The sequence below is a fragment of the Azohydromonas australica DSM 1124 genome (genome assembly GCF_000430725.1).
GTDB classification, from domain to species: domain Bacteria; phylum Pseudomonadota; class Gammaproteobacteria; order Burkholderiales; family Burkholderiaceae_C; genus Azohydromonas; species Azohydromonas australica.
The window spans coordinates 1-17924 of record NZ_AUMO01000038.1 but is presented as its reverse complement, the minus strand read 5'-3'; the positions used below and the strand labels follow the sequence as shown (position 1 = coordinate 17924).

General features: G+C 68.2%; 14 protein-coding genes. 5 read left to right on the top strand and 9 right to left on the bottom strand.

Going from position 1 to position 17924, the window contains the following annotated elements; genetic code table 11:
* Positions 1-7: 7 nt before the first annotated feature.
* The 3 genes from H537_RS0105875 to H537_RS0105865 are packed head-to-tail and all read right to left on the bottom strand — an operon-like array spanning position 8 to position 4773.
* Positions 8-1819, bottom strand: a complete 1812-nt coding sequence (locus H537_RS0105875; RefSeq protein WP_028997140.1) for a hydantoinase B/oxoprolinase family protein — start codon at positions 1817-1819, stop codon at positions 8-10.
* Complete coding sequence (locus tag H537_RS0105870) at positions 1819-3894, bottom strand: hydantoinase/oxoprolinase family protein (RefSeq protein WP_028997139.1); 2076 nt, start codon at positions 3892-3894, stop codon at positions 1819-1821. Before H537_RS0105870 ends, H537_RS0105875 begins: the two co-directional genes overlap by 1 nt.
* Before the next feature lie 27 nt (positions 3895-3921).
* Complete coding sequence (locus tag H537_RS0105865) at positions 3922-4773, bottom strand: fumarylacetoacetate hydrolase family protein (protein ID WP_028997138.1); 852 nt, start codon at positions 4771-4773, stop codon at positions 3922-3924.
* Positions 4774-4932: 159 nt separating this feature from the next.
* Between H537_RS0105865 and H537_RS0105860 the strand changes: the two genes are divergently transcribed.
* From H537_RS0105860 to H537_RS0105840, 3 genes are all read left to right on the top strand, one after another.
* Positions 4933-5931: a LysR family transcriptional regulator gene (locus H537_RS0105860; RefSeq protein ID WP_028997137.1), complete on the top strand. Its 999-nt coding sequence runs from the start codon at positions 4933-4935 to the stop codon at positions 5929-5931.
* Positions 5932-6408: 477 nt separating this feature from the next.
* Complete coding sequence (gene hppD, locus H537_RS0105845) at positions 6409-7488, top strand: 4-hydroxyphenylpyruvate dioxygenase (protein WP_028997136.1); 1080 nt, start codon at positions 6409-6411, stop codon at positions 7486-7488.
* A 121-nt stretch (positions 7489-7609) separates the two neighbouring features.
* Positions 7610-8314 (top strand): glutathione S-transferase N-terminal domain-containing protein, encoded by a 705-nt coding sequence (locus tag H537_RS0105840; protein ID WP_028997135.1) that lies wholly within the window; start codon positions 7610-7612, stop codon positions 8312-8314.
* Positions 8315-8383: 69 nt separating this feature from the next.
* Here H537_RS0105840 and H537_RS48935 read toward each other — a convergent pair whose 3' ends face one another.
* The 3 genes from H537_RS48935 to H537_RS0105825 all read right to left on the bottom strand — a co-directional run bounded on the left by H537_RS48935 (position 8384) and on the right by H537_RS0105825 (position 12483).
* Positions 8384-10591, bottom strand: a complete 2208-nt coding sequence (locus tag H537_RS48935; protein WP_156901456.1) for an ATP-binding protein — start codon at positions 10589-10591, stop codon at positions 8384-8386.
* 212 nt (positions 10592-10803) lie between these two features.
* Complete coding sequence (locus H537_RS0105830; RefSeq protein ID WP_028997134.1) at positions 10804-11325, bottom strand: GNAT family N-acetyltransferase; 522 nt, start codon at positions 11323-11325, stop codon at positions 10804-10806.
* A 108-nt stretch (positions 11326-11433) separates the two neighbouring features.
* Positions 11434-12483 (bottom strand): UDP-glucose--hexose-1-phosphate uridylyltransferase, encoded by a 1050-nt coding sequence (locus H537_RS0105825; RefSeq protein WP_028997133.1) that lies wholly within the window; start codon positions 12481-12483, stop codon positions 11434-11436.
* A gap of 637 nt (positions 12484-13120) precedes the next feature.
* Between H537_RS0105825 and H537_RS41490 the strand changes: the two genes are divergently transcribed.
* On the top strand, positions 13121-14641 hold the full coding sequence (locus H537_RS41490) for a sensor histidine kinase (RefSeq protein ID WP_169516958.1): 1521 nt from the start codon (positions 13121-13123) through the stop codon (positions 14639-14641).
* Positions 14642-14849: 208 nt separating this feature from the next.
* Positions 14850-16061 carry an oxalate/formate MFS antiporter gene (gene oxlT, locus H537_RS0105810; RefSeq protein ID WP_051242051.1) on the top strand — a complete coding sequence of 404 codons (1212 nt, stop codon included), beginning with the start codon at positions 14850-14852 and terminating at the stop codon, positions 16059-16061.
* Position 16062: 1 nt separating this feature from the next.
* Here the strand turns inward: oxlT and H537_RS0105805 are convergent, their stop codons facing one another.
* The 3 genes from H537_RS0105805 to H537_RS0105795 form a co-directional block, all read right to left on the bottom strand.
* Entirely contained in the window at positions 16063-16758 is a 696-nt protein-coding gene (locus tag H537_RS0105805; protein WP_028997130.1) for a response regulator, read from the bottom strand.
* A gap of 49 nt (positions 16759-16807) precedes the next feature.
* On the bottom strand, positions 16808-17434 hold the full coding sequence (locus H537_RS0105800) for a Crp/Fnr family transcriptional regulator (RefSeq protein WP_043458292.1): 627 nt from the start codon (positions 17432-17434) through the stop codon (positions 16808-16810).
* A gap of 155 nt (positions 17435-17589) precedes the next feature.
* On the bottom strand, positions 17590-17924 hold a 335-nt coding region (locus H537_RS0105795), incomplete at its 5' end, for an NAD(P)(+) transhydrogenase (Re/Si-specific) subunit beta (RefSeq protein ID WP_211234968.1).

Sequence of the window (17924 nt, the reverse complement as noted above, 5' to 3'; positions counted from 1 at the left end):
GCGGTGCTCACTGGCCGGCCCAGGCGAGGTCGTCGGCAGCGCCGTCGGCGCTGGCGGCAGGCGCCTTGCGCAGCGCGGCCGTCGCGTCGGCGTCTACGCGGCCCCTGGAGTCCAGGACCACCTTGTAGACCTCGCGCGCCACCTCCGCGCTCACGTAGCCCTCGCGCACGTCCTCGGCCACCTTGTCCAGCTCACGGTCCAGCGGATTGCCGAAGCCGCCGCCACCGCCCGAGAGCATCTTGTAGGCGTCGCCGCGCTCCAGGCGCACGTTGAAGATCTTGGCGTTCGGGTGGTCGGTCTTCCACTCGCCCTTGTGGCGCACCGCCAAGCCGTTGCCCATGGCGTCGCCGCCGCCTTCCAGGCCCCAGGGCTTGCAGTGCACGCGGTCGATGCGGGTGGTGACCGTGAAGGGCGACAGCGCCTGCACCACCATCTCCGCGCCCAGGCCGCCACGGTACTGGCCGGCGCCGCCGCTGTCCTTGCGGATCTCGTACTTCTCGACCAGCACCGGGTACTTGGCTTCCAGCTGCTCGGTGGGGCTGTTGTGGGTGTCGCCGTCGTTGATGCACACCGTCACCGACACGCCGTCCTCCTTGGACTTCGCGCCCCAGCCGCCGCCCAGCGGCCCGATGCCCACGATGAACAATCTGCCGTCCTCCGGCGAGATGCCGTGGATGTTGGGGAACACCAGGTCGGCGTGGTGGCCGGCGATGGAGCGGTCGGGAATGGCCGGCGCCAGCGCCTTGAAGATGGTGTCGATCACCGTCATCGGGAAGGTCATCCACACCCGCATCGGGTAGGGACGCTCCGCGCTGATGACGGTGCCCATGGGCATGACCACCTTCAGCGGCCGGAAGCTGCCGTCGTTGACCGGGTAATCGGTCGGCGTGGTCAGGCACTTGTAGGCCACCTGCGCGCAGGCGATGCCGGTGGTGAAGCCCGAGTTGTAGAAGCCGCGCACCTGCTTGCTGACGTCCGAGAGGTCCACCGTCATCTCGTCACCCTTGACGATGACCTTGACGCGGATCGGGATGCGCTTGCCGATCTCCAGCCCGTCGTCGTCCATGAAGGACTCGGCCTCGTAGGTGCCGTCGGGGATGGAGAGCGTGTTCTTGCGCGCCACGGCCTCCGAGGAGTCCATGATCTGGCGGATCGATCCGTTCACGGCGTCGGCGCCGTAGCGCTGCAGCAGCTCCACGTAGCGGCGCTCGCCGGTGGTGATGGCGGTGATCTGCGCCCGCAGGTCGCCCAGCGCGCGCTCCGCGAGGCGCACGTTCATGGCGATGATGTCCACCAGGTCCTGGTTGACCACGCCCTCGCGCTGGTACTTCATGATGGGGATCTGGATCCCCTCGCTGAAGATGTCGGTGGTCACGTTGCCCAGCGTGCCGCCCACGTCCAGCCAGTGCGCCATGCAGCAGGTGAAGCCCTCCAGCCGGCCTTCGTGGAACACCGGCATCGTGAACGTGAAGTGGTTCAGGTGGCTGCCGGTGGTGTAGGCGTCGTTGGTGACCAGGATGTCGCCGGGCTTGATGTTCTCGTAGCCGAAGTGGCGGATCTTGGCCTTGACGGTCTCCGACATGCCGCGGATGAACATCGGCAGGCCCAGGCCGATGGAGACCGTGTCGCCTTCCTTGGTGAACAGGCCGACCGTGAAGTCCAAGGCCTCGTAGATGATGAGGTTGTAGGCCGTGCGGGTCAGGTTGGTCTTCATCTCCTCCGTCACGGCGTAGAGGCCGTTGCGGATGATCTCGACGGTGACCGGATCGACGGTGGCGGTGGCCGCAGCGTTGGCGGCGTTGTTGGTGAGGGTGCTCATCAGCGGTCGCTCCCGATGGAGATTTGCAGGTTGCCCAGTTCATCCACGCGCAGCTCGTCGCCGGGCTGCACGACCGTGGTGGAGGCGTGTTCCTCGATCAGCGCCGGGCCGGCGATGACGTTGCCCGAGCGCAGGTGGTCGCGGACGTAGACGGGCGTGTCGGCCCAGCCACCCTGGCGGAAGTACACCGGTTTCACCACGCGTACCGCGGCCTTCTCCGGCTGGGCGGTGCCGGCCTCGACGCTGTGCTTGGGCGGCTTCTTCATGGTGCCCAGCACCGTGACGCGCAGGCTCACCAGGTCGGCCGGCTCCTTGGGTGCCGAGGTGCCGTAGCGCACCTTGTGCAGCTCGTCGAACTGCTGCTTGATGGCCGAGCGGTCCTTGCTCTCGAAGAAGGCCATGGGCAAGTCCACCGTGACGGCGTGCTCCTGGCCGACGTAGCGCATGTCCGCGGCGCGCTCGATCACGACGCTATCGGGCTTGACGCCGGACTGCGCCAGCGCGGCGCGGCCTTCGTCCTCCATCGTCTTGTAGGCCGCCTCGATCTCCTCGAAGGAGACGTCGTTGAGCTTGCGGAACACCGAGCGCACGTAGTCGTAGCGCAGGTCCGAGAACAGCATGCCGTAGGCCGAGAAGTAGCCCGGTGCATACGGGATGAGCACCTTGCGGATGCCGATCTCGCGCGCGATGGCCGAGGCGTGCAGCGGGCCGGCGCCGCCGTAGACCACCATCGTGAAGCTGCCGGCGTCCAGGCCGCGCTCGGTGGTCACGGCCTTCACCGCGTGCGACATCTGCGTCACCGCGATGCGCAGGATGCCGTCGGCCGCTTCCGTCGGGTCCAGCCCCAGCGGCTTGGCGATGCGCTCGCGCATCTGCCTCTGGCAGCCGTCCATGTCCAGCTTCAGCTCGCCGCCCAGGAAGTGGTCCGCGTCCAGGCGGCCCAGCAGCAGGTTGGCGTCGGTCACGGTCGGCTCGGTGCCGCCGCGGCCGTAGGCCACAGGCCCGGGGATGGAGCCCGCGCTCTGCGGGCCCACGCGCAGCGCGTTGCCGGTTTCCACGCGGGCGATGGAGCCGCCGCCGGTGCCGACCTCGTGGATGTCCATCATCGGGATCTGGATCGGCAGCGCGCGCTCGTAGCCGCCGATCAGCGCCGACCCCGTGGTCAGCGGCCGGCCCTCGCTGATCACGCCGGCCTTGGCCGTGGTGCCGCCCATGTCGAAGGCGATGGCGTCGCCCATGCCCAGCTGCGCGCAGATGGCCTGTGCGCCGATCACGCCCGCCGCGGGGCCCGACTCCAGCATGCGCACGCAGCCGACCTTGGCGTGCTCCACTGGGAACAGCCCGCCGGTGGACTGCACGATGTAGAAGTCGCCGTCGAAGCCCTTGCTGCCCAGGTGCGTCTCCAGCTGGCCCAGGTACTCGGACACGCGCGGGCCGACGTAGGCGTTGGCCACCGCCGTGGAGACGCGCTCGAACTCGCGGTACTCCTGCGACAGCTCGTGCGAGGCGCACACGAAGGCGCCGGGAATCTCCTCCTGGAGGATCTGCTTCACCCGCTGCTCGTGCGCCGGGTTGCGGTAGGAGTGCAGCAGCAGCACGGCCACGGCCTCCACGCCCTCGCCGCGTAGTTCGCGCGCCAGCTCGCGCACGGCGCCTTCGTCCAGCGACTTGTGCGTGCTGCCGTCGGCGCGCAGCCGCTCGGCCACCTCGAAGCGCAACGAGCGCTTCACCAGCGGCGTGTGCTTGTTGAAGAACAGGTTGTAGGCGTCGGGGCGGTTGACGCGGCCGATCTCGTAGATGTCGCGGAAGCCTTCGGTGATCAGCAGCGCGGTGTTGGCGCCGTTGCGCTCCAGCAGCGTGTTGATGGCGATGGTCGAGCCGTGCAGGAACAGGTGGCCGTCGCGCCAGTCGATCTTCGCGCTGTCGATGGTGGCCTGGATGCCCTTGACCAGCTCGCCGTGCGTGGACAGCGCCTTGCCGAACAGCAGCTTGCCGCTGGCCTCGTCGAAGGCGGCCATGTCGGTGAAGGTGCCGCCGATGTCGACGGCGATGCGCAGTTGGGGTTTGTTTGCCATGGTGGTGACCGGGTGGGGTGCAGCGCGTCAGGCCGCCGTGCCGACGGAGTTGCGGAGGGTGCCCAGGCCGGTGATCTCGACCTCGACCACGTCGCCGTCCTTCATGTAGAGCGGCGGGTTGCGCTTGTCGCCCACGCCGCCGGGCGTGCCGGTGGCGATCACGTCGCCGGGGGACAGCGGCGTGAAGCGCGAGAGGTATTCGATGACCACCGGGATGGTGAAGATCAGGTCCGACAGCGAGGCCTGCTGCACCACGTCGCCGTTGAGGCGCGTCTGCAGCGTGAGCGCATTGACGTCGCCCACCTCGTCGGCCGTGACCAGGTACGGGCCGAAGGCGCCGGTGCCGGGGAAGTTCTTGCCCGGCGTCCACTGGTGGGTGTGGCGCTGCCAGTCGCGCACTGACCCATCGTTGAAGCAGGCGTAGCCGGCGATGTGGTCGAAGGCGTCGGCCTGCGCGATGTGGCGGCCGCCCTTGCCGATAACGATGGCCAGCTCGCCCTCGTAGTCGAAGCGCTCGGAGAAGGCCGGGCGCAGCAGCGTGTCGCCCGCGGCGATCAGGCTGTCGGCAAAGCGCACGAAGATGGCCGGGTACTCCGCATCGGCGCGCTTCATCTCGGCGACGTGGGTCTTGTAGTTCAGCCCCACGCAGAAGATCTTGCCGGGCGCCGGGATCACCGGCAGCGCCTGCACGGCGCCGAGCGGCACCGGGGTGCCGCCGTCGCGCACCGCGGCTTCGAGCTCGGCCAGCGCGCCGGCGCGCAGCACGGACGCCAGGTCCGGAAAGCGGCCCAGGAACTCGGCGGGCGGCACGAGGCAGTGGTCGGGCTGCACGACGCCGTAGGCGGCGCGACCCTGGTGGCTGAAGCTGGCGAGTTTCAAAAGAGGCTCCTCTTGTGGACCGCTGTGGACGCCGCGCCAGGGACATCAGGAGGCGCGGCAGCGAATGGAGGGCACTGTAGAAACGGGCCAGAATTCCGCCTAGATAGAATTCAGAGGATTCAGACTTGCCTCATTTGGCATGAGTCGTAGGGGGAAACCATGAACCTGGCCAGCGTCAAGCTGTTCCTGGAGGTGGCCGAGGCCGGCAGCATCAGCAAGGTGGCCGCACGTCGGCAGACGGTGCAGTCGCACATCAGCCGCCAGGTCAGCGACTTCGAGGCGCAGTGCGGCAGCCCGCTGTTCCGGCGCACCGGCCGTGGCGTGACCTTGACGGAGGTGGGCGAGTACACCGCCCAGCGCCTGCGCCGCTGGCTGCAGGACACCGAGCAGCTGATGGACGAGCTGCGTGCCGACGCCGGCAAGGTCGTCGGCGAGGTGAAGCTGGGCATCGTCCCGGCGGCGGCGCACCCGCTCATGACGCGGCTGTTCCAGCGGCTGCGCATGGAGCACCCCGGCATCCGGCTCAACGTCATCGAGGCGCAGGGCACCGAACTGGACGCGATGCTGGACAGCGGCAGCGTGGACCTGGCCGTCCTGTTCCGCTTCCAGCGGCCGAGCGGGCGCGAGGAGAAGCTGCTGTGCGTGGCGCACACCTACGTGGTGTCGGCCCCGGGCGACGCGCTCACCAACGAGCCCACGGTGGACTTCGCGAAGCTGGCCGGCCTGCAGCTGGTGCTGCCCCGCCGCCCCGGCCACTGGCGCCACGCCCTGGACGAGACGGCGCGCAGCCTGGGCTTCAAGCTCGATGCCGTGATGGAAGCCGACTCCCTGACCGTGCAGAAGGAGCTGGTGATCCACACGCCCGGGCTGTACTCGGTGCTTGGGCCGTATTCCCTGAAGGCCGAGCTGGAGCGCGGGCAGCTGCAGGCCAGCCGGCTCGTGAAGCCGGACCTGGTGCGCCACGTGACGCTGGGTTTTCCCAGGCAGGGAAAACTTTCCCCCGCCTCCCGAACGGTGGCCGAGAGCGTGCAGCAGCTGGTCGAGTCCTGGGGCAACCAGCTGACCGAGCCTTCGGCGGATTCCGCGGTCGACCAGCGGCTGTCCACGCCCGCGGGCGCGGCCCGCCCGCGACGCGCGACCGGGACCGGCGCCCGCTGAAGCGCCGCGGGGCGTTCCCCGTGGCGACCTTCGCAACCCGAGGTGCCCCATGAGCCTGACGTGCGCGCTGGCGGGCCCGGCCAGGCTGCCGGCGGACCACACCAAGCACCTCTACAGCGCCTTCGCCACTGCGGCCAACACCCCGGAGGTGAAGCAGGCCATGGAGTAGCAGGGCACGATCCTGAACCCCATGACGCCCAAGGCCTCAGCGCAGGGCTCCTGCAGCGAGCAGGAGCGCTACGCCAGGATCGTCAAGAAGGCCCACATCACGATGAAATGAGCGTCCAGGCTGTTTCCGCATCCCGGCGCCCGCAGCTCGTCCTGCGCGACGGGCTGCAGCTCCTGGCACGGCCCGTGCCCCCATCTGTCGAGTGCGGCTGCATCCTGGTGGCCTGTGCCACGGGCCAGCGACATACCGACGTCATGTGCACCCTGACTGCCTGACCCCCCGCACCACAAGCATTTCTGGAGATCGACATGGCCGACCTTTTTGACAATCCCATGGGCCTGATGGGCTTCGAGTTCGTCGAGTTCGCCTCGCCCACGCCGGGCCTACTGGAAGCGGTCTTCGAGAAGATGGGTTTCACCCTCGTCGCCAAGCACCGTTCGAAGAACGTCCTGCTCTTCCGGCAGGGCGACATCAACTTCATCGTCAACAACGAGCCCAAGAGCGTGGCGGCCTACTTCGCCGCCGAGCACGGGCCCTCGGCTTGCGGCCTCGCATTCCGCGTGAAGGACTCGCACAAGGCCTATGCCATGGCGCTGGAGCAGGGCGCGCAGCCGGTGGACATCCCGACCGGCCCGATGGAGCTGCGGCTGCCGGCCATCAAGGGCATCGGCGGCGCGCCGCTGTACCTGATCGACCGCTTCGAGGACGGCAAGAGCATCTACGACATCGACTTCGAGTTCGTCGAGGGCGTGGAGCGCCGCCCGGTGGGCCATGGCTTCAAGGTGATCGACCACCTCACGCACAACGTGTACCGCGGGCGCATGGCGTACTGGGCCTCGTTCTACGAGAAGCTCTTCAACTTCCGCGAGATCCGCTACTTCGACATCCAGGGCGAGTACACGGGCCTGACCTCGAAAGCCATGACGGCGCCGGACGGCCAGATCCGCATCCCGCTGAACGAGGAATCCAAGCAGGGCTCGGGGCAGATCGAGGAGTTCCTGATGCAGTTCAACGGCGAGGGCATCCAGCACGTGGCGCTGCTCACCGACGACATCTTCGAGTCCGTGGACAAGCTGCAGATGGCGGGCATTCCAGTGATGACCGCGCCCAACGACATCTACTACGAGATGCTGCAGGAGCGCCTGCCCGGCCACGGCCAGCCGGTCGAGGAGCTGAAGGCGCGCGGCATCCTGCTCGACGGCAACACGCAGGGCGGCGAGAAGCGGCTGCTGCTGCAGATCTTCTCGCAGGCGCTGTTCGGGCCGGTGTTCTTCGAGTTCATCCAGCGCAAGGGCGATGACGGCTTCGGCGAGGGCAATTTCAAGGCGCTGTTCCAGTCCATGGAGCGCGACCAGATCCGCCGCGGCGTGCTCGACGTCGAGAGCTGACGAGCCTGGCGCCGGGCCACGGCCGCGGCGTCGCGGCCGTCCGCACGGCACTGGAAGACGGACGCCTTTCGCTTTCATGCGACATTCCGGCGTCATCGTTCACTCCCTGTGCCAGCACGCCATGACCGACCTGTCCAGCTTCCCGATCGCCCGGCAGCGCCCCCCGAAGTTTCCTGACCACATCCAGCTCTATTCGCTGCCCACGCCCAACGGGGTGAAGGTCTCGATCATGCTGGAAGAGACGGGCCTGCCCTACGAGCCGCACCTGGTCAGCTTCGACAAGCAGGAGCAGCTCGCGCCCGAGTTCCTGGCGCTGAACCCGAACAACAAGATCCCGGCCATCATCGATCCCCACGGGCCGAATGGCGAGCCGCTGGCCCTGTTCGAATCCGGCGCCATCCTGCTGTACCTCGCGGACAAGGCCGGCACCCTGATGCCCAAGGATCCCGCCGCCCGCTACGAGGCGATCCAGTGGCTGATGTTCCAGATGAGCGGCGTCGGACCGATGTTCGGCCAGCTGGGCTTCTTCCACAAGTTCGCCGGGAAGGACATCGAGGACAAGCGCCCGCGCGACCGCTACATTGCTGAATCGAAGCGGCTGCTCGGCGTGCTCGACCAGCGCCTGAGCGGGCGGCAGTGGATCATGGGCGACGAGTACTCGGTGGTGGACATCGCAACCTTCCCCTGGGTGCGCAACCTGGTCGGCTTCTACGGCGCGGGCGAACTGGTCGAGATCGAGCGCTTCCCTGAGGTCACGCGCGTCCTGCAGAGCTTCGTGGAGAGGCCCGCGGTGGCGCGGGGGCTGGACATTCCCAAGCGGGCATAGGTTTCGAACTTGTGCCCGCCTTCGCCGCTGCTGGCTGGGCGGGCGCGTATCCGGGGTTGCTTCGCCACCCTATGCAGCCTGTTTGCCGGTTCGGTCCGACGCGTGTTTGATCGCCTGCTCAAGCGCGTTGAGGAGCTCGCTGACGCCATACGGCTTGCGCAATACCTGCAGCGGTCGGCTCGCCCGCTGGGTCGTGTATCCCGAGGCAACGACCGAAGGGAGCGTCGGCCTGTGTACGCCGCACCAGTCGACCAGATCAATGCCGGTCATCGTGCCGGGCATGACGACGTCGGTGAACAGGACATCGAACGGCTGATCCGCTGACAGCGCCAGCACGGCGTCATCCGCCGTCTTGCACAGCGTCACATGGTGACCCAGCGCTTCGAGCGCCGGCTTGACCACCGTTGCCACGAGCAGGTCATCCTCCACCATCAAGATGCGCAATGTCCTGGACAGAGGCTGGCTGGCCGGCGCCTGGTCCGCGGTATCGACCGCAAGATCAGACGTGGGCAGGTACAGGCTGGCGCAGGTACCCGATCCGAGACTGCTCCGGAGCCGCGCCTGCCCACCCGATTGCCGTGCGAAGGCGAGAACCTGGGACAGTCCGATGCCGCTGCCTGAACCGATCGGCTTGGTGGTGAAGTAGGGCTCGAAAGCCTTGCCGAGAGTGTCGGCGTCCATGCCGGGGCCGTTGTCCGTCACTTCCAGGCAAACGAAGGAGCCTTCTCCCAGGCTCGCCGTTTCATCGGAACGGGCCAGGCGCCCCTCGATCAGCACTTTGCCGCCATCGGGCATGGCGTCCCGAGCGTTGAAGACGAGGTTGAGCAGCGCCAGCTCCAGTTGCGTCGGATCGACGAACAGCGCCGGCAGATCGGGAGCGATGGACGCGCTCAGCTCGATGCGCTCGCCCACCGCCTTGCTGGTGAGCTCCTGGCTCTTGAGCACCACGTCGTCGAGCCGTACGGGCCGCGCATGCAAAGGCGGGCTGCGCCCGAAAGCCTGCATCTGGCGGATGAGGTCCGCTGCCTTGGACGTCGCCCGCATGGCAGCGTCCAGGACACGGCGTTGCGGGCCTTCCGCCACGACCCGGTCCAGCACGTGATGCGCCGTGCTGATGGTCTGCAGCAGGTTGTTGAAGTCGTGCGCAATGCCGCCGGTCAGCCTCCCGAGGGCCTCATGCTTCTGTGCCGTGAGCAGTCTTGACTGCGCCTCTTGAGCCTGCTGCACGGCCTCGGCCACGCGCTGCTCCAGCGTCCGGGTGGCCTCCCGTATTCGCCCCCCGGCCTCGTGGAGCGCCACGCTAACCTCGTCCGCTTCCGATAGCCCGGTACGCAGCCTCGGCGGCACGTCTTCCTCTCCCAGTTGCAGCGCGGACCGGCGCAGCGCCAGCAGGGGGCCGCTGATTCCCCGGGACGCATACCAGGCCAAGCCAAGGCCGATGGCGAGCAGTACGCCGGAGACGGCGAACGCCTGCAGTGTCAGGCGCCGCGCCGCCGCCGTCAGCGCGGCCTGGGGCAGGGCAATGACCACGGAGGTGTGGAAACGGTTGGGCTTGGTGAGGTAGGTGAGCGAGGGAACGCCATCGAGCGTCACGGACTGCGCGAACCCTGTCTGGCCGGCCTGGGCGCGTCTCTTGAGGTCACCGGTGGCCTGGAGACCCACCCATTTCTCGGCGTTACGGCTGCGCGCAATGACGATCTGGTCGCGGTCGATCACCGCAGCGACGCTTCCTTCGGGCAGCTGTACCGCGTCCACGACGGCTTGGATGGTCGAGGGGAAAAACGAAACGCCAATGTTGTAGCGAGCGGGATGGACGTTCGATTCCGGCGCGAACAGGGCCAGCACGGGCTTTTGCAGCACCGGGCCACGCGGCGTGAAGAAAAGCTCGGGGTCGCCGGTGATGAACGGCGCAGCCGGCACGCGCGGCACCGGTGCTGCCGGATCGTAGGGACGCAGCGTATTGGCCAGCTGCAGGGTCCTGTCCACCAGGAAGGCCCAGCTTTCACCATCGCGGGTTGCCTGGGCCGCCTCCTGATGGAAACGCTGCAAGTCGCCGTCCCGGACAGCGAACGAAGCCGCCAGCGTCCGCGCCATCACGGCCCGCTTGTCCACCTCCCGCTCAACCGCCAGGACGAGCGTGTCGCTCAGATGCTGAACCTGTTCCTGTGCAGCCGTGATCTCCTTGAGGTAGGTGAAGCGCGCCAGCAGGCTCAAGCCCAGAACGGCTGGCAGCCATAGGGCAAGAACAAGCACCAGAAGGCGTGTGCGGATATTCAAGGCGACCTGCCGGAATTATTGAAATAGGCGCTCTCCACAGCGCTGATGCGGGACTGTATGGAGGCCGGGTCGGCGTTGGGCCCCGCTGACGCCCAGGCATTGGAGAGATCGGCGCCCGTGGCATGGTAGCGGTTGGCCGCAGCCATCCGGCCCGGCCTTCCGGTACAGATCACCATCCACGGACCAGAGTGTCGGAAATTGCCGTTGCAGCTTCACCCGGCTTCTGCGACCTGGGCGTACAGCAGGCAGTCGATGACCTGTCCGTCCTTGTAAACGCTGCGCCGCAGCAATCCTTCCTGCTCGTAGCCGGCCTTTTGCAGCACCCGGACCGAAGCGGGATTCCAGGCCAGTACCGCGGCCTCCACCCGGCACAGCCCGTAGGCCTTCATGGCATGCGGCGTCACCGCGCGCACGGCGGCGGTGGCAATGCCGCGGCCCCAGAAAGGCTCGCCCAGCCAATAGCCGATGCGCGCCGATTTCGAATACACGCCTTCGCCCAGAATCAGGCCGATGCCGCCCGCGAGCGCGCCCTGGTATTCGATGGCCCAGTGCGTCAACGGCGCCTGCCGCGCCAGGAAATCGAACCAGCCTTCCGCGTCGGCCTCGGTATAGGGAAACGGAAACAGGTGCGTGAGGTTGCGCCAGATGCTGCGGTTGTCGGCCAGTCTCACCAGGGCGGCCTTGTCGGCGCGGCGCCACTCACGAATCAGGCATGGGTCGGCGGCAAGATGCATGGTCGGGCTCCAGTGCAGCCATTGTGGATGCCCACCTCGTCATAGGCCTTGCAGATCCGGACTGCGCGGGTGTGCCGGAGCGATCTCATTCGATCCGGCACATCGGCTTCAACGGTCGAGATAGTGGCGCTCGCTCTGCACGCGCAAGCGCTCGGCGGCCTGTTCGGGCGTGAGGTCGCGCTGCGCCTCGGCCAGCATCTCGAAGCCGACCATGAACTTGCGCACCGTGGCCGAGCGCAGCAGCGGCGGATAAAAGTGCGCGTGCAACTGCCAAGGCAGCGGATCGCGCTCGTCGAAGGGTGCGCCGTGCCAGCCCATCGAGTACGGAAACGGGCACTGGAACAGGTTGTCATAGCGTGTGGTGAGCCGCTTGAGCAGCAGTGCCAAGTCGGCGCGCTGCGCCGCGTCCAGCTGCGGCAGGCGCTGCACCGGGAAGCGCGGCAGCAGCAGGGTTTCGAAGGGCCAGGTGGCCCAGAAGGGCACCACGGCCAGCCAATGCTCGGTTTTCACCACCACGCGCTCGCCGGCGGACTCCTCGGCCGCAGCCACGTCCAGCAGCATGGGCCGGCCGTGGCGGGCAAAGTAGTCGCGCTGCTGCACATCCTCCGTGGCGGGCTCGTCGGGCACGAAGTCCGTGGCCCAGATCTGCCCGTGCGGGTGCGGTTGCGAGCACCCCATGAGCTCGCCCTTGTTCTCGAACACCTGCACCCAGGCGTAGCGCTGGCCCAGCTCGGCGCATTGCGCGCACCAGGTGTCCACCACGCCGGTGATGGCCTCCGGGCTCAGCTCGGGCAGCGTGCGGGCGTGGTCCGGCGAGAAGCACACCACGCGGCTGGTGCCGCGCGCGGGCTGCGCGCTGAACAGCGCATCGGTGGCCAGGGCGGGCGGCACGTCGGGCACCTCGGCCATCAGCGCCGCGTGGTCGTTGGTGAAGACGAAGGTGCCCCGGTAGTCCGGGTTGCGCTCGCCATTGACGCGCTGGTTGCCCGGGCAGAGATAGCAGCCCGGATCGTAGGACGGCAACCCGGCCGCCGCTGGGTCTTCTTGCCGGCCCTGCCAGGGCCGCTTGGCGCGGTGCGGGGATACAAGCACCCAGCGCCCGGTGAGCGGGTTGCGGCGGCGGTGCGGATGCTCGGTGGGGTCGAAAAGGTCGGTCATGCGGTGTAGCCCTCAGGGGTCATTTCCTGCCAGCGCCGGGTGTAGGCGCACTCGTCGCCAAGGCTGCGCCTGGCTTGCCAGCGGAGCATGTGCTGCGCCTGCAAAGGCGCCAGCCGGGCTGCTTGATCGTCGGGCGTTCGCCGGGCAGCGGCACCGCGCAGGCGTCAGACAGCCGCGTGGAGACGGTGGTATGAAAGCGGTGAATGGCAGGAACCGATCCAAAACGCTTTGGACTTGGTAAAAATTTCTCAGGCAGTTTCAGTTGTCTCTGGGTGGCGGCTTGGCTGGGTTTCGAGCCCTTGGGCCTCGATGTCAGGATGCGCTCACTGGCAGGAAAGCAGCTCGGCGGCATCCGGCCGGTGCAGCCAAGCTTGCCGGCCTACCGGGCAAGCCTGGCCGCCGCGAGACTCGACGCGCACGGCGTCACGCGTGGCCCTGCCGGTGCGCCAATCGGGTTTATGTCAACTTGGATGCGTGATCAACGGACTCGGCGCGAGGTCCTGCGTGGTGGGCCATACCGCGACCCCTGTGAGCAGGCACTGGCTTTCAGTGAATGCCGCGGGCGCGCCCGTCGATGTTCTGTCAGTCGATATACCGATGGACAGGCGCGAGGCAACGGGCAACATGCGTGTATACGATGTTCCGCTATTTCCGTGCCCTGGATCCCCGACGCAGTCTCGCCACCGCCGTAGCCTGGCTTGCAGTCGTCCTCTCGCTCGCGATTGCCCTGGCGTTGGTGGCGGTCGGCGACTACGCAGCCAACAGCATGCTGGCGCAGCGCGATGCGCTCATGAAGCGCTTCGCCGGCCAGGTGGCGGCCGATCTGGAGCGGGCGCTGATGCACCAGGCCCAGCCGGGTGGCGGCGCCCCGGTGCTGCCGTCCCAGGAGCGGCTGGCTGCACTCGTTCAGTCCGCGCGCCAACGCACGAAGCCCGATCCGCCCGCGCGGCTTCTGCTGCTGGACGAGCGCCACAACATCCTGTTTGGAAGCCCCTCGGGGACGTCGGAGCCATGGCTGCTGCCGGTGCTGCCCAGCGTGGCCATCGTGCCGGGCGAGGACGGTACGAGGATGGTCGTCGTGACGGCGCCGCGCGACGCGTCTTCACCCCTGGCCGCGCTCGGCCTGCAGGTGGCGGTCGTGCAGCCTGCCGAGGACCGCGGCCATGGCGGCAGCTTGCAGGAGAAGCTGACGGCGATCTCCATCCTGCTCAGCATCACGGCCGCGCTGGTGGGCGCGGCCTTCGCCCGTGGCCTCACGCGGCGGCTGGGCGAGCTGACGCTGCAGGTGCAGCGCGTCGCGCGGCAGGAGGCCGAGGGCATCGTCGAGCCCGCGGGACGGGACGAAGTGGCCGTGCTGGGGCGTGCCTTCAGCCGGCTGCTGCAGGCGCTGCGGCAGGAGCACGACGACCTCGACCAGTTGACGCAGGAATTGGAGCAGCGGGTGCAGGCGCGTACGCGCGAGGTGGAGCGCCTGGCGGCCGACAGCCGCTACGCAGCGGTGGTGCGCGAGCGGCTGCGGCTGGCGCGCGATCTGCACGACACGCTCGCGCACTCGATGATGGAAATGCTGCACGAGATACGCACGCTGCGCATGCTGCACGCGCGCGATCCGCAGCGCCTGGGTGCGGAGCTGGAGCGCGCCGAGGAGCTGGCGCGCCAGGGGATGAAGGAGGCGCGCGAAGCGGTGAGCCAGATGCGGCTGAACGCCGTGCGCGACCTGGGCCTTGGCGCGGCGCTGGCCGGCGCCGTGAACCGCTTCGTCGAGCGCACGGGGCTGGACGTGCGCTTCAGCGCCGATCCGCAGGCGGCGAGCTTTGCCGATCCGCGCGCGGAGACGCTGTTCCGCATCGCCGAGGAGACACTGCGCAACATCGGCCAGCACGCGCAGGCCCTGCACGTCGACGTGGCGCTGAAGGACCTGGGCGACGGCACCATCGAGCTGGCGATCAAGGACGACGGCGTGGGTTTCGACGTCGCGGAGCCGCATCCCGGGCACTACGGGCTGCTGGGCATGCAGGAACAGGCGCAGCTGGTCGACGCCGAGCTTGAGCTGCACAGCACACCCGGCGCTGGCACCACCGTGCGGCTGCGGCTGCGCGTCGGCCCGGAGATGCGCTCAGGCAACAACGGCGTGAAGCACGCCGCGCCCACGCCCTGAGCCGCAAGCCATGAGGATGAGCCTGATGCAAGGCATTGGAAACGGCGGGTCGGATGAGCGCCGCGCTGAAGGCAGCGGAGAGCCGGTGAACCCTGCGGGCGCCCTGCCCGCACGCCGGCGATCCGCCGTGCTCGTGCACTGGCCCGACGAGCTCACGCAAGAGGCGCCGCCGGGCCCGCGGTTCCGCTGGGGGCAGCTGGCGGTGGCGATGGTGTGCATGGCGACCATCGCCAACCTGCAGTACGGCTGGACGCTATTCGTCAATCCGTTCGCGGACCGGTTCGGCTGGAGCCATGCGGCGATCCAGGTCGCGTTCGCGGTCTTCGTCGTCACGCAGACGTGGTTCGTGCCGATCGAGGGTTACCTCGTCGACCGCTTCGGTCCGCGCCCGGTCGTGCTGGCCGGGGGGCTGCTGTGCGCGATCGGCTGGGTGATGAACGCCTTCGTCGACTCGCTGCCCTTGCTGTACGCGGCTGCCGCCATCAGCGGCACTGGCGCGGGCGCGGTCTACGGCACCTGCGTGGGCTGCGCCCTGAAATGGTTTCCCGACCGGCGCGGCCTCGCAGTGGGCCTGGTGGCGGCGAGCTTCGGCGCCGGCTCGGCACTGAGCATCGTGCCCATCTCGATGGTGATCGAGTCGCGGGGCTACGAAGCCGCCTTCCTGTACTTCGGCTTGGGCCAGGGGCTGCTGGTGATCGCGCTCGCACTCGGGCTGGAAGACCCGAACAAGTTGCTCAAGCAGATCCGTATCCCGCCCGTGCCCGAGCACCTGGGCCAGTCCCGGCGCGACTACACGCCCAGTGAGGTGCTGTGCCAGCCGACGTTCTGGGCGATGTACGCGATCTTCGTGCTGGTGGCCGCCGGCGGCCTGATGGCCACGGCGCAGCTCGCGCTCATCGCCCGCGACTTCAAGATCGACGACGCCCTGGTGAGCATCGCGGGGCTGGTGCTGCCCGCGCTCACCTTCGCGCTGGCGCTGGACCGCGTGCTCAACGGGCTCACGCGCCTCGTGTTCGGCTGGGTGTCGGACCGCATCGGCCGCGAGCAGACGATGGTGATCGCGTTCTCGCTGGAAGCCGCGGCCATCCTCGCGCTGTACGAGCTGGGGGCGCATCCGCTGGGCTTCGTGCTGCTCAGCGGCGCGCTGTTCTTTGCCTGGGGCGAGATCTACAGCCTGTTCCCGTCGATCTGCGCGGACACCTTCGGCTCCCGGTACGCGGCGGCCAATGCCGGCCTGCTCTACACGGCCAAGGGCGTAGCCTCCCTGGCGGTGCCGCTGTCGAGCGCGCTCGTCCTGGCCTTGCACGACTGGCACGCGGTCTTCCTGATCGCCTTCGGCATGAACGTGCTGGCGGTGCTGCTGGCGTGGTTCGTGCTGCGGCCGATGCGGCAGCGGCTGCTCGAACTGCCGCCGCGTTGAGCTATTCGACCCGGCGCTGGCGCAGCGCGATCACCGCCAGCTCGGTGCGGCTGCCGGCGTGCAGCTTCTCCATGATGCGGCTCACATAGTTCTTCACCGTGCCCTCGGCCAGGGACAGCATCGTGCCGATCTGCTTGTTGCTCTTGCCCTCGGCGATGAGCTGCAGCACGCTGTTTTCCTTTTCGGTCAGCAGCACGGCCGGGTCTTGGGGCTCCTCGCGCCGATGCTCCGGCGGCGGGGCCGTCGCGGCCATGCGGCGGAACTGGTCGAGCACCTTGCGTGCGATCTGCGGGGTCATGCGCGACTCGCCGCGGTGCACCGCCCGCACCGTTTCGATCACCTCCTGCTCGGTGGCGTCCTTGAGCAGGTAGGCCATCGCACCGGCCCGCACGGCGTCGAACACCGACTGCTCGGCTTCCAGTGTGGTGAGCACCAGCACACGTGTCTGGGGCAGCGAGGCAGTGATCTCGCGCGTGGCGCCCACGCCGCCCTTGCGCGGCATGTGCAGGTCCATCAGCACGACATCGGGCCGACGCTGCCTGGCCAGCTCGATGGCCTCGATGCCGTCGCCCGCCTCGCCCACGACTTCCATGTCGGGCTCCATGGACAGCATCAGCGCAAGACCGCGCCGCACCAGGGGCTGGTCGTCAACGATCAGCAGGCGGATGCGCTGGGCCGAGGTTCCTTCCGTACTCATGGAGGCCCATGTTAAGCGCGTCCCCGCAACCGTCCCGGCCGGCTGCATGTCAGGCAGCCTGCAACGCGCGTCGCTGCGGGCGGGTCAGGCGGCAGAAGGTCTCCGCCGACAGGTTCAGGAAGGACGCCACGTCCTTGTGCGGCAGCCGGTCGGCCAGGTCGGGATGCCGGCTGGAGAACTGGTGCACCCGGCTGGGCGCATCCAGCAGCAGCAGCCCGACCGCGTGCTCGACCATCGCCGCACTGATCTGCACCAGGCGTTCGTGGAAGCGCGTCTGCACGCGGGGATGGCGCTCCAGGAACGCGGCCCACTCGCCCATCGGCAGGCAGGCCACGAGCGAGCGCTTGGCGCAGACGACCGCGAAGCCGGAGCCGGTGTACTGGGTCCAGGCTTCATAGCCGGTTTCCATGTCCTGCTCCGCGGCGAAGCGCAGCGTCATCTCGCGGCCCTGGGCACTGCTGACCACGCGCTTGAGCAGGCCTTCGAGCACGAAGAACTGGTGCAGGTCGCGGCTGCCTTGCTCCAGCAGCCGCTCCCCACGTTGGCCTTCATGGACGCTGAGCAACCCGGCCAAGTCGGCGTGTGCCGCATCGTCCAGGCCCGCGAGCAGCGGGTGGGACTTCAGCTGACAGCCGATGGTTTTGCGCAGCGGATGGTTTGACAGCGGAAACTTCATGCAGAGCACTCTAGGTGCCCCATACGTAGATTTACGCTGCTGAACGTCACTGCTGCCGTGGGCCTTTCATCACGACTTTGCGGTGACGAAAGTCACGGGCGGGCCCAGGGAAAGCACGGGCTTTCGCCCGCGCAATTTCCCTGGTCCGCGATGCCTCACTCCACGGCCTTGACCATGTCCTCCACGACCTTCTTGGCGTCGCCGAAGACCATCATGGTCTTGTCCATGTAGAACAGCTCGTTGTCTAGGCCCGCGTAGCCCGCGGCCATCGAGCGCTTGTTCACGATCACGGTCTTGGCCTTGTAGGCCTCCAGGATCGGCATGCCGTAGATGGGGCTGCCCTTTTGCAGCGCGGCGGGGTTCACCACGTCGTTGGCGCCCAGGATGATGGCCACGTCGGCCTGGCCGAACTCGCCGTTGATGTCCTCCATCTCGAAGACCTGGTCGTAGGGCACCTCGGCTTCGGCCAGCAGCACGTTCATGTGCCCGG

Bases quoted from the DNA above. Each gene is read 5' to 3' on its own strand.
- H537_RS0105875 (WP_028997140.1), bottom strand. From the start codon at position 1,819: ATGAGCACCCTCACCAACAACGCCGCCAACGCTGCGGCCACCGCCACC.
- H537_RS0105870 (WP_028997139.1), bottom strand. From the start codon at position 3,894: ATGGCAAACAAACCCCAACTGCGCATCGCCGTCGACATCGGCGGCACC.
- H537_RS0105860 (WP_028997137.1), top strand. From the start codon at position 4,933: ATGAACCTGGCCAGCGTCAAGCTGTTCCTGGAGGTGGCCGAGGCCGGC.
- hppD (WP_028997136.1), top strand. From the start codon at position 6,409: ATGGCCGACCTTTTTGACAATCCCATGGGCCTGATGGGCTTCGAGTTC.
- H537_RS0105840 (WP_028997135.1), top strand. From the start codon at position 7,610: ATGACCGACCTGTCCAGCTTCCCGATCGCCCGGCAGCGCCCCCCGAAG.
- H537_RS0105830 (WP_028997134.1), bottom strand. From the start codon at position 11,325: ATGCATCTTGCCGCCGACCCATGCCTGATTCGTGAGTGGCGCCGCGCC.
- H537_RS0105825 (WP_028997133.1), bottom strand. From the start codon at position 12,483: ATGACCGACCTTTTCGACCCCACCGAGCATCCGCACCGCCGCCGCAAC.
- H537_RS41490 (WP_169516958.1), top strand. From the start codon at position 13,121: ATGTTCCGCTATTTCCGTGCCCTGGATCCCCGACGCAGTCTCGCCACC.
- oxlT (WP_051242051.1), top strand. From the start codon at position 14,850: ATGGTGTGCATGGCGACCATCGCCAACCTGCAGTACGGCTGGACGCTA.
- H537_RS0105805 (WP_028997130.1), bottom strand. From the start codon at position 16,758: ATGAGTACGGAAGGAACCTCGGCCCAGCGCATCCGCCTGCTGATCGTT.
- H537_RS0105800 (WP_043458292.1), bottom strand. From the start codon at position 17,434: ATGAAGTTTCCGCTGTCAAACCATCCGCTGCGCAAAACCATCGGCTGT.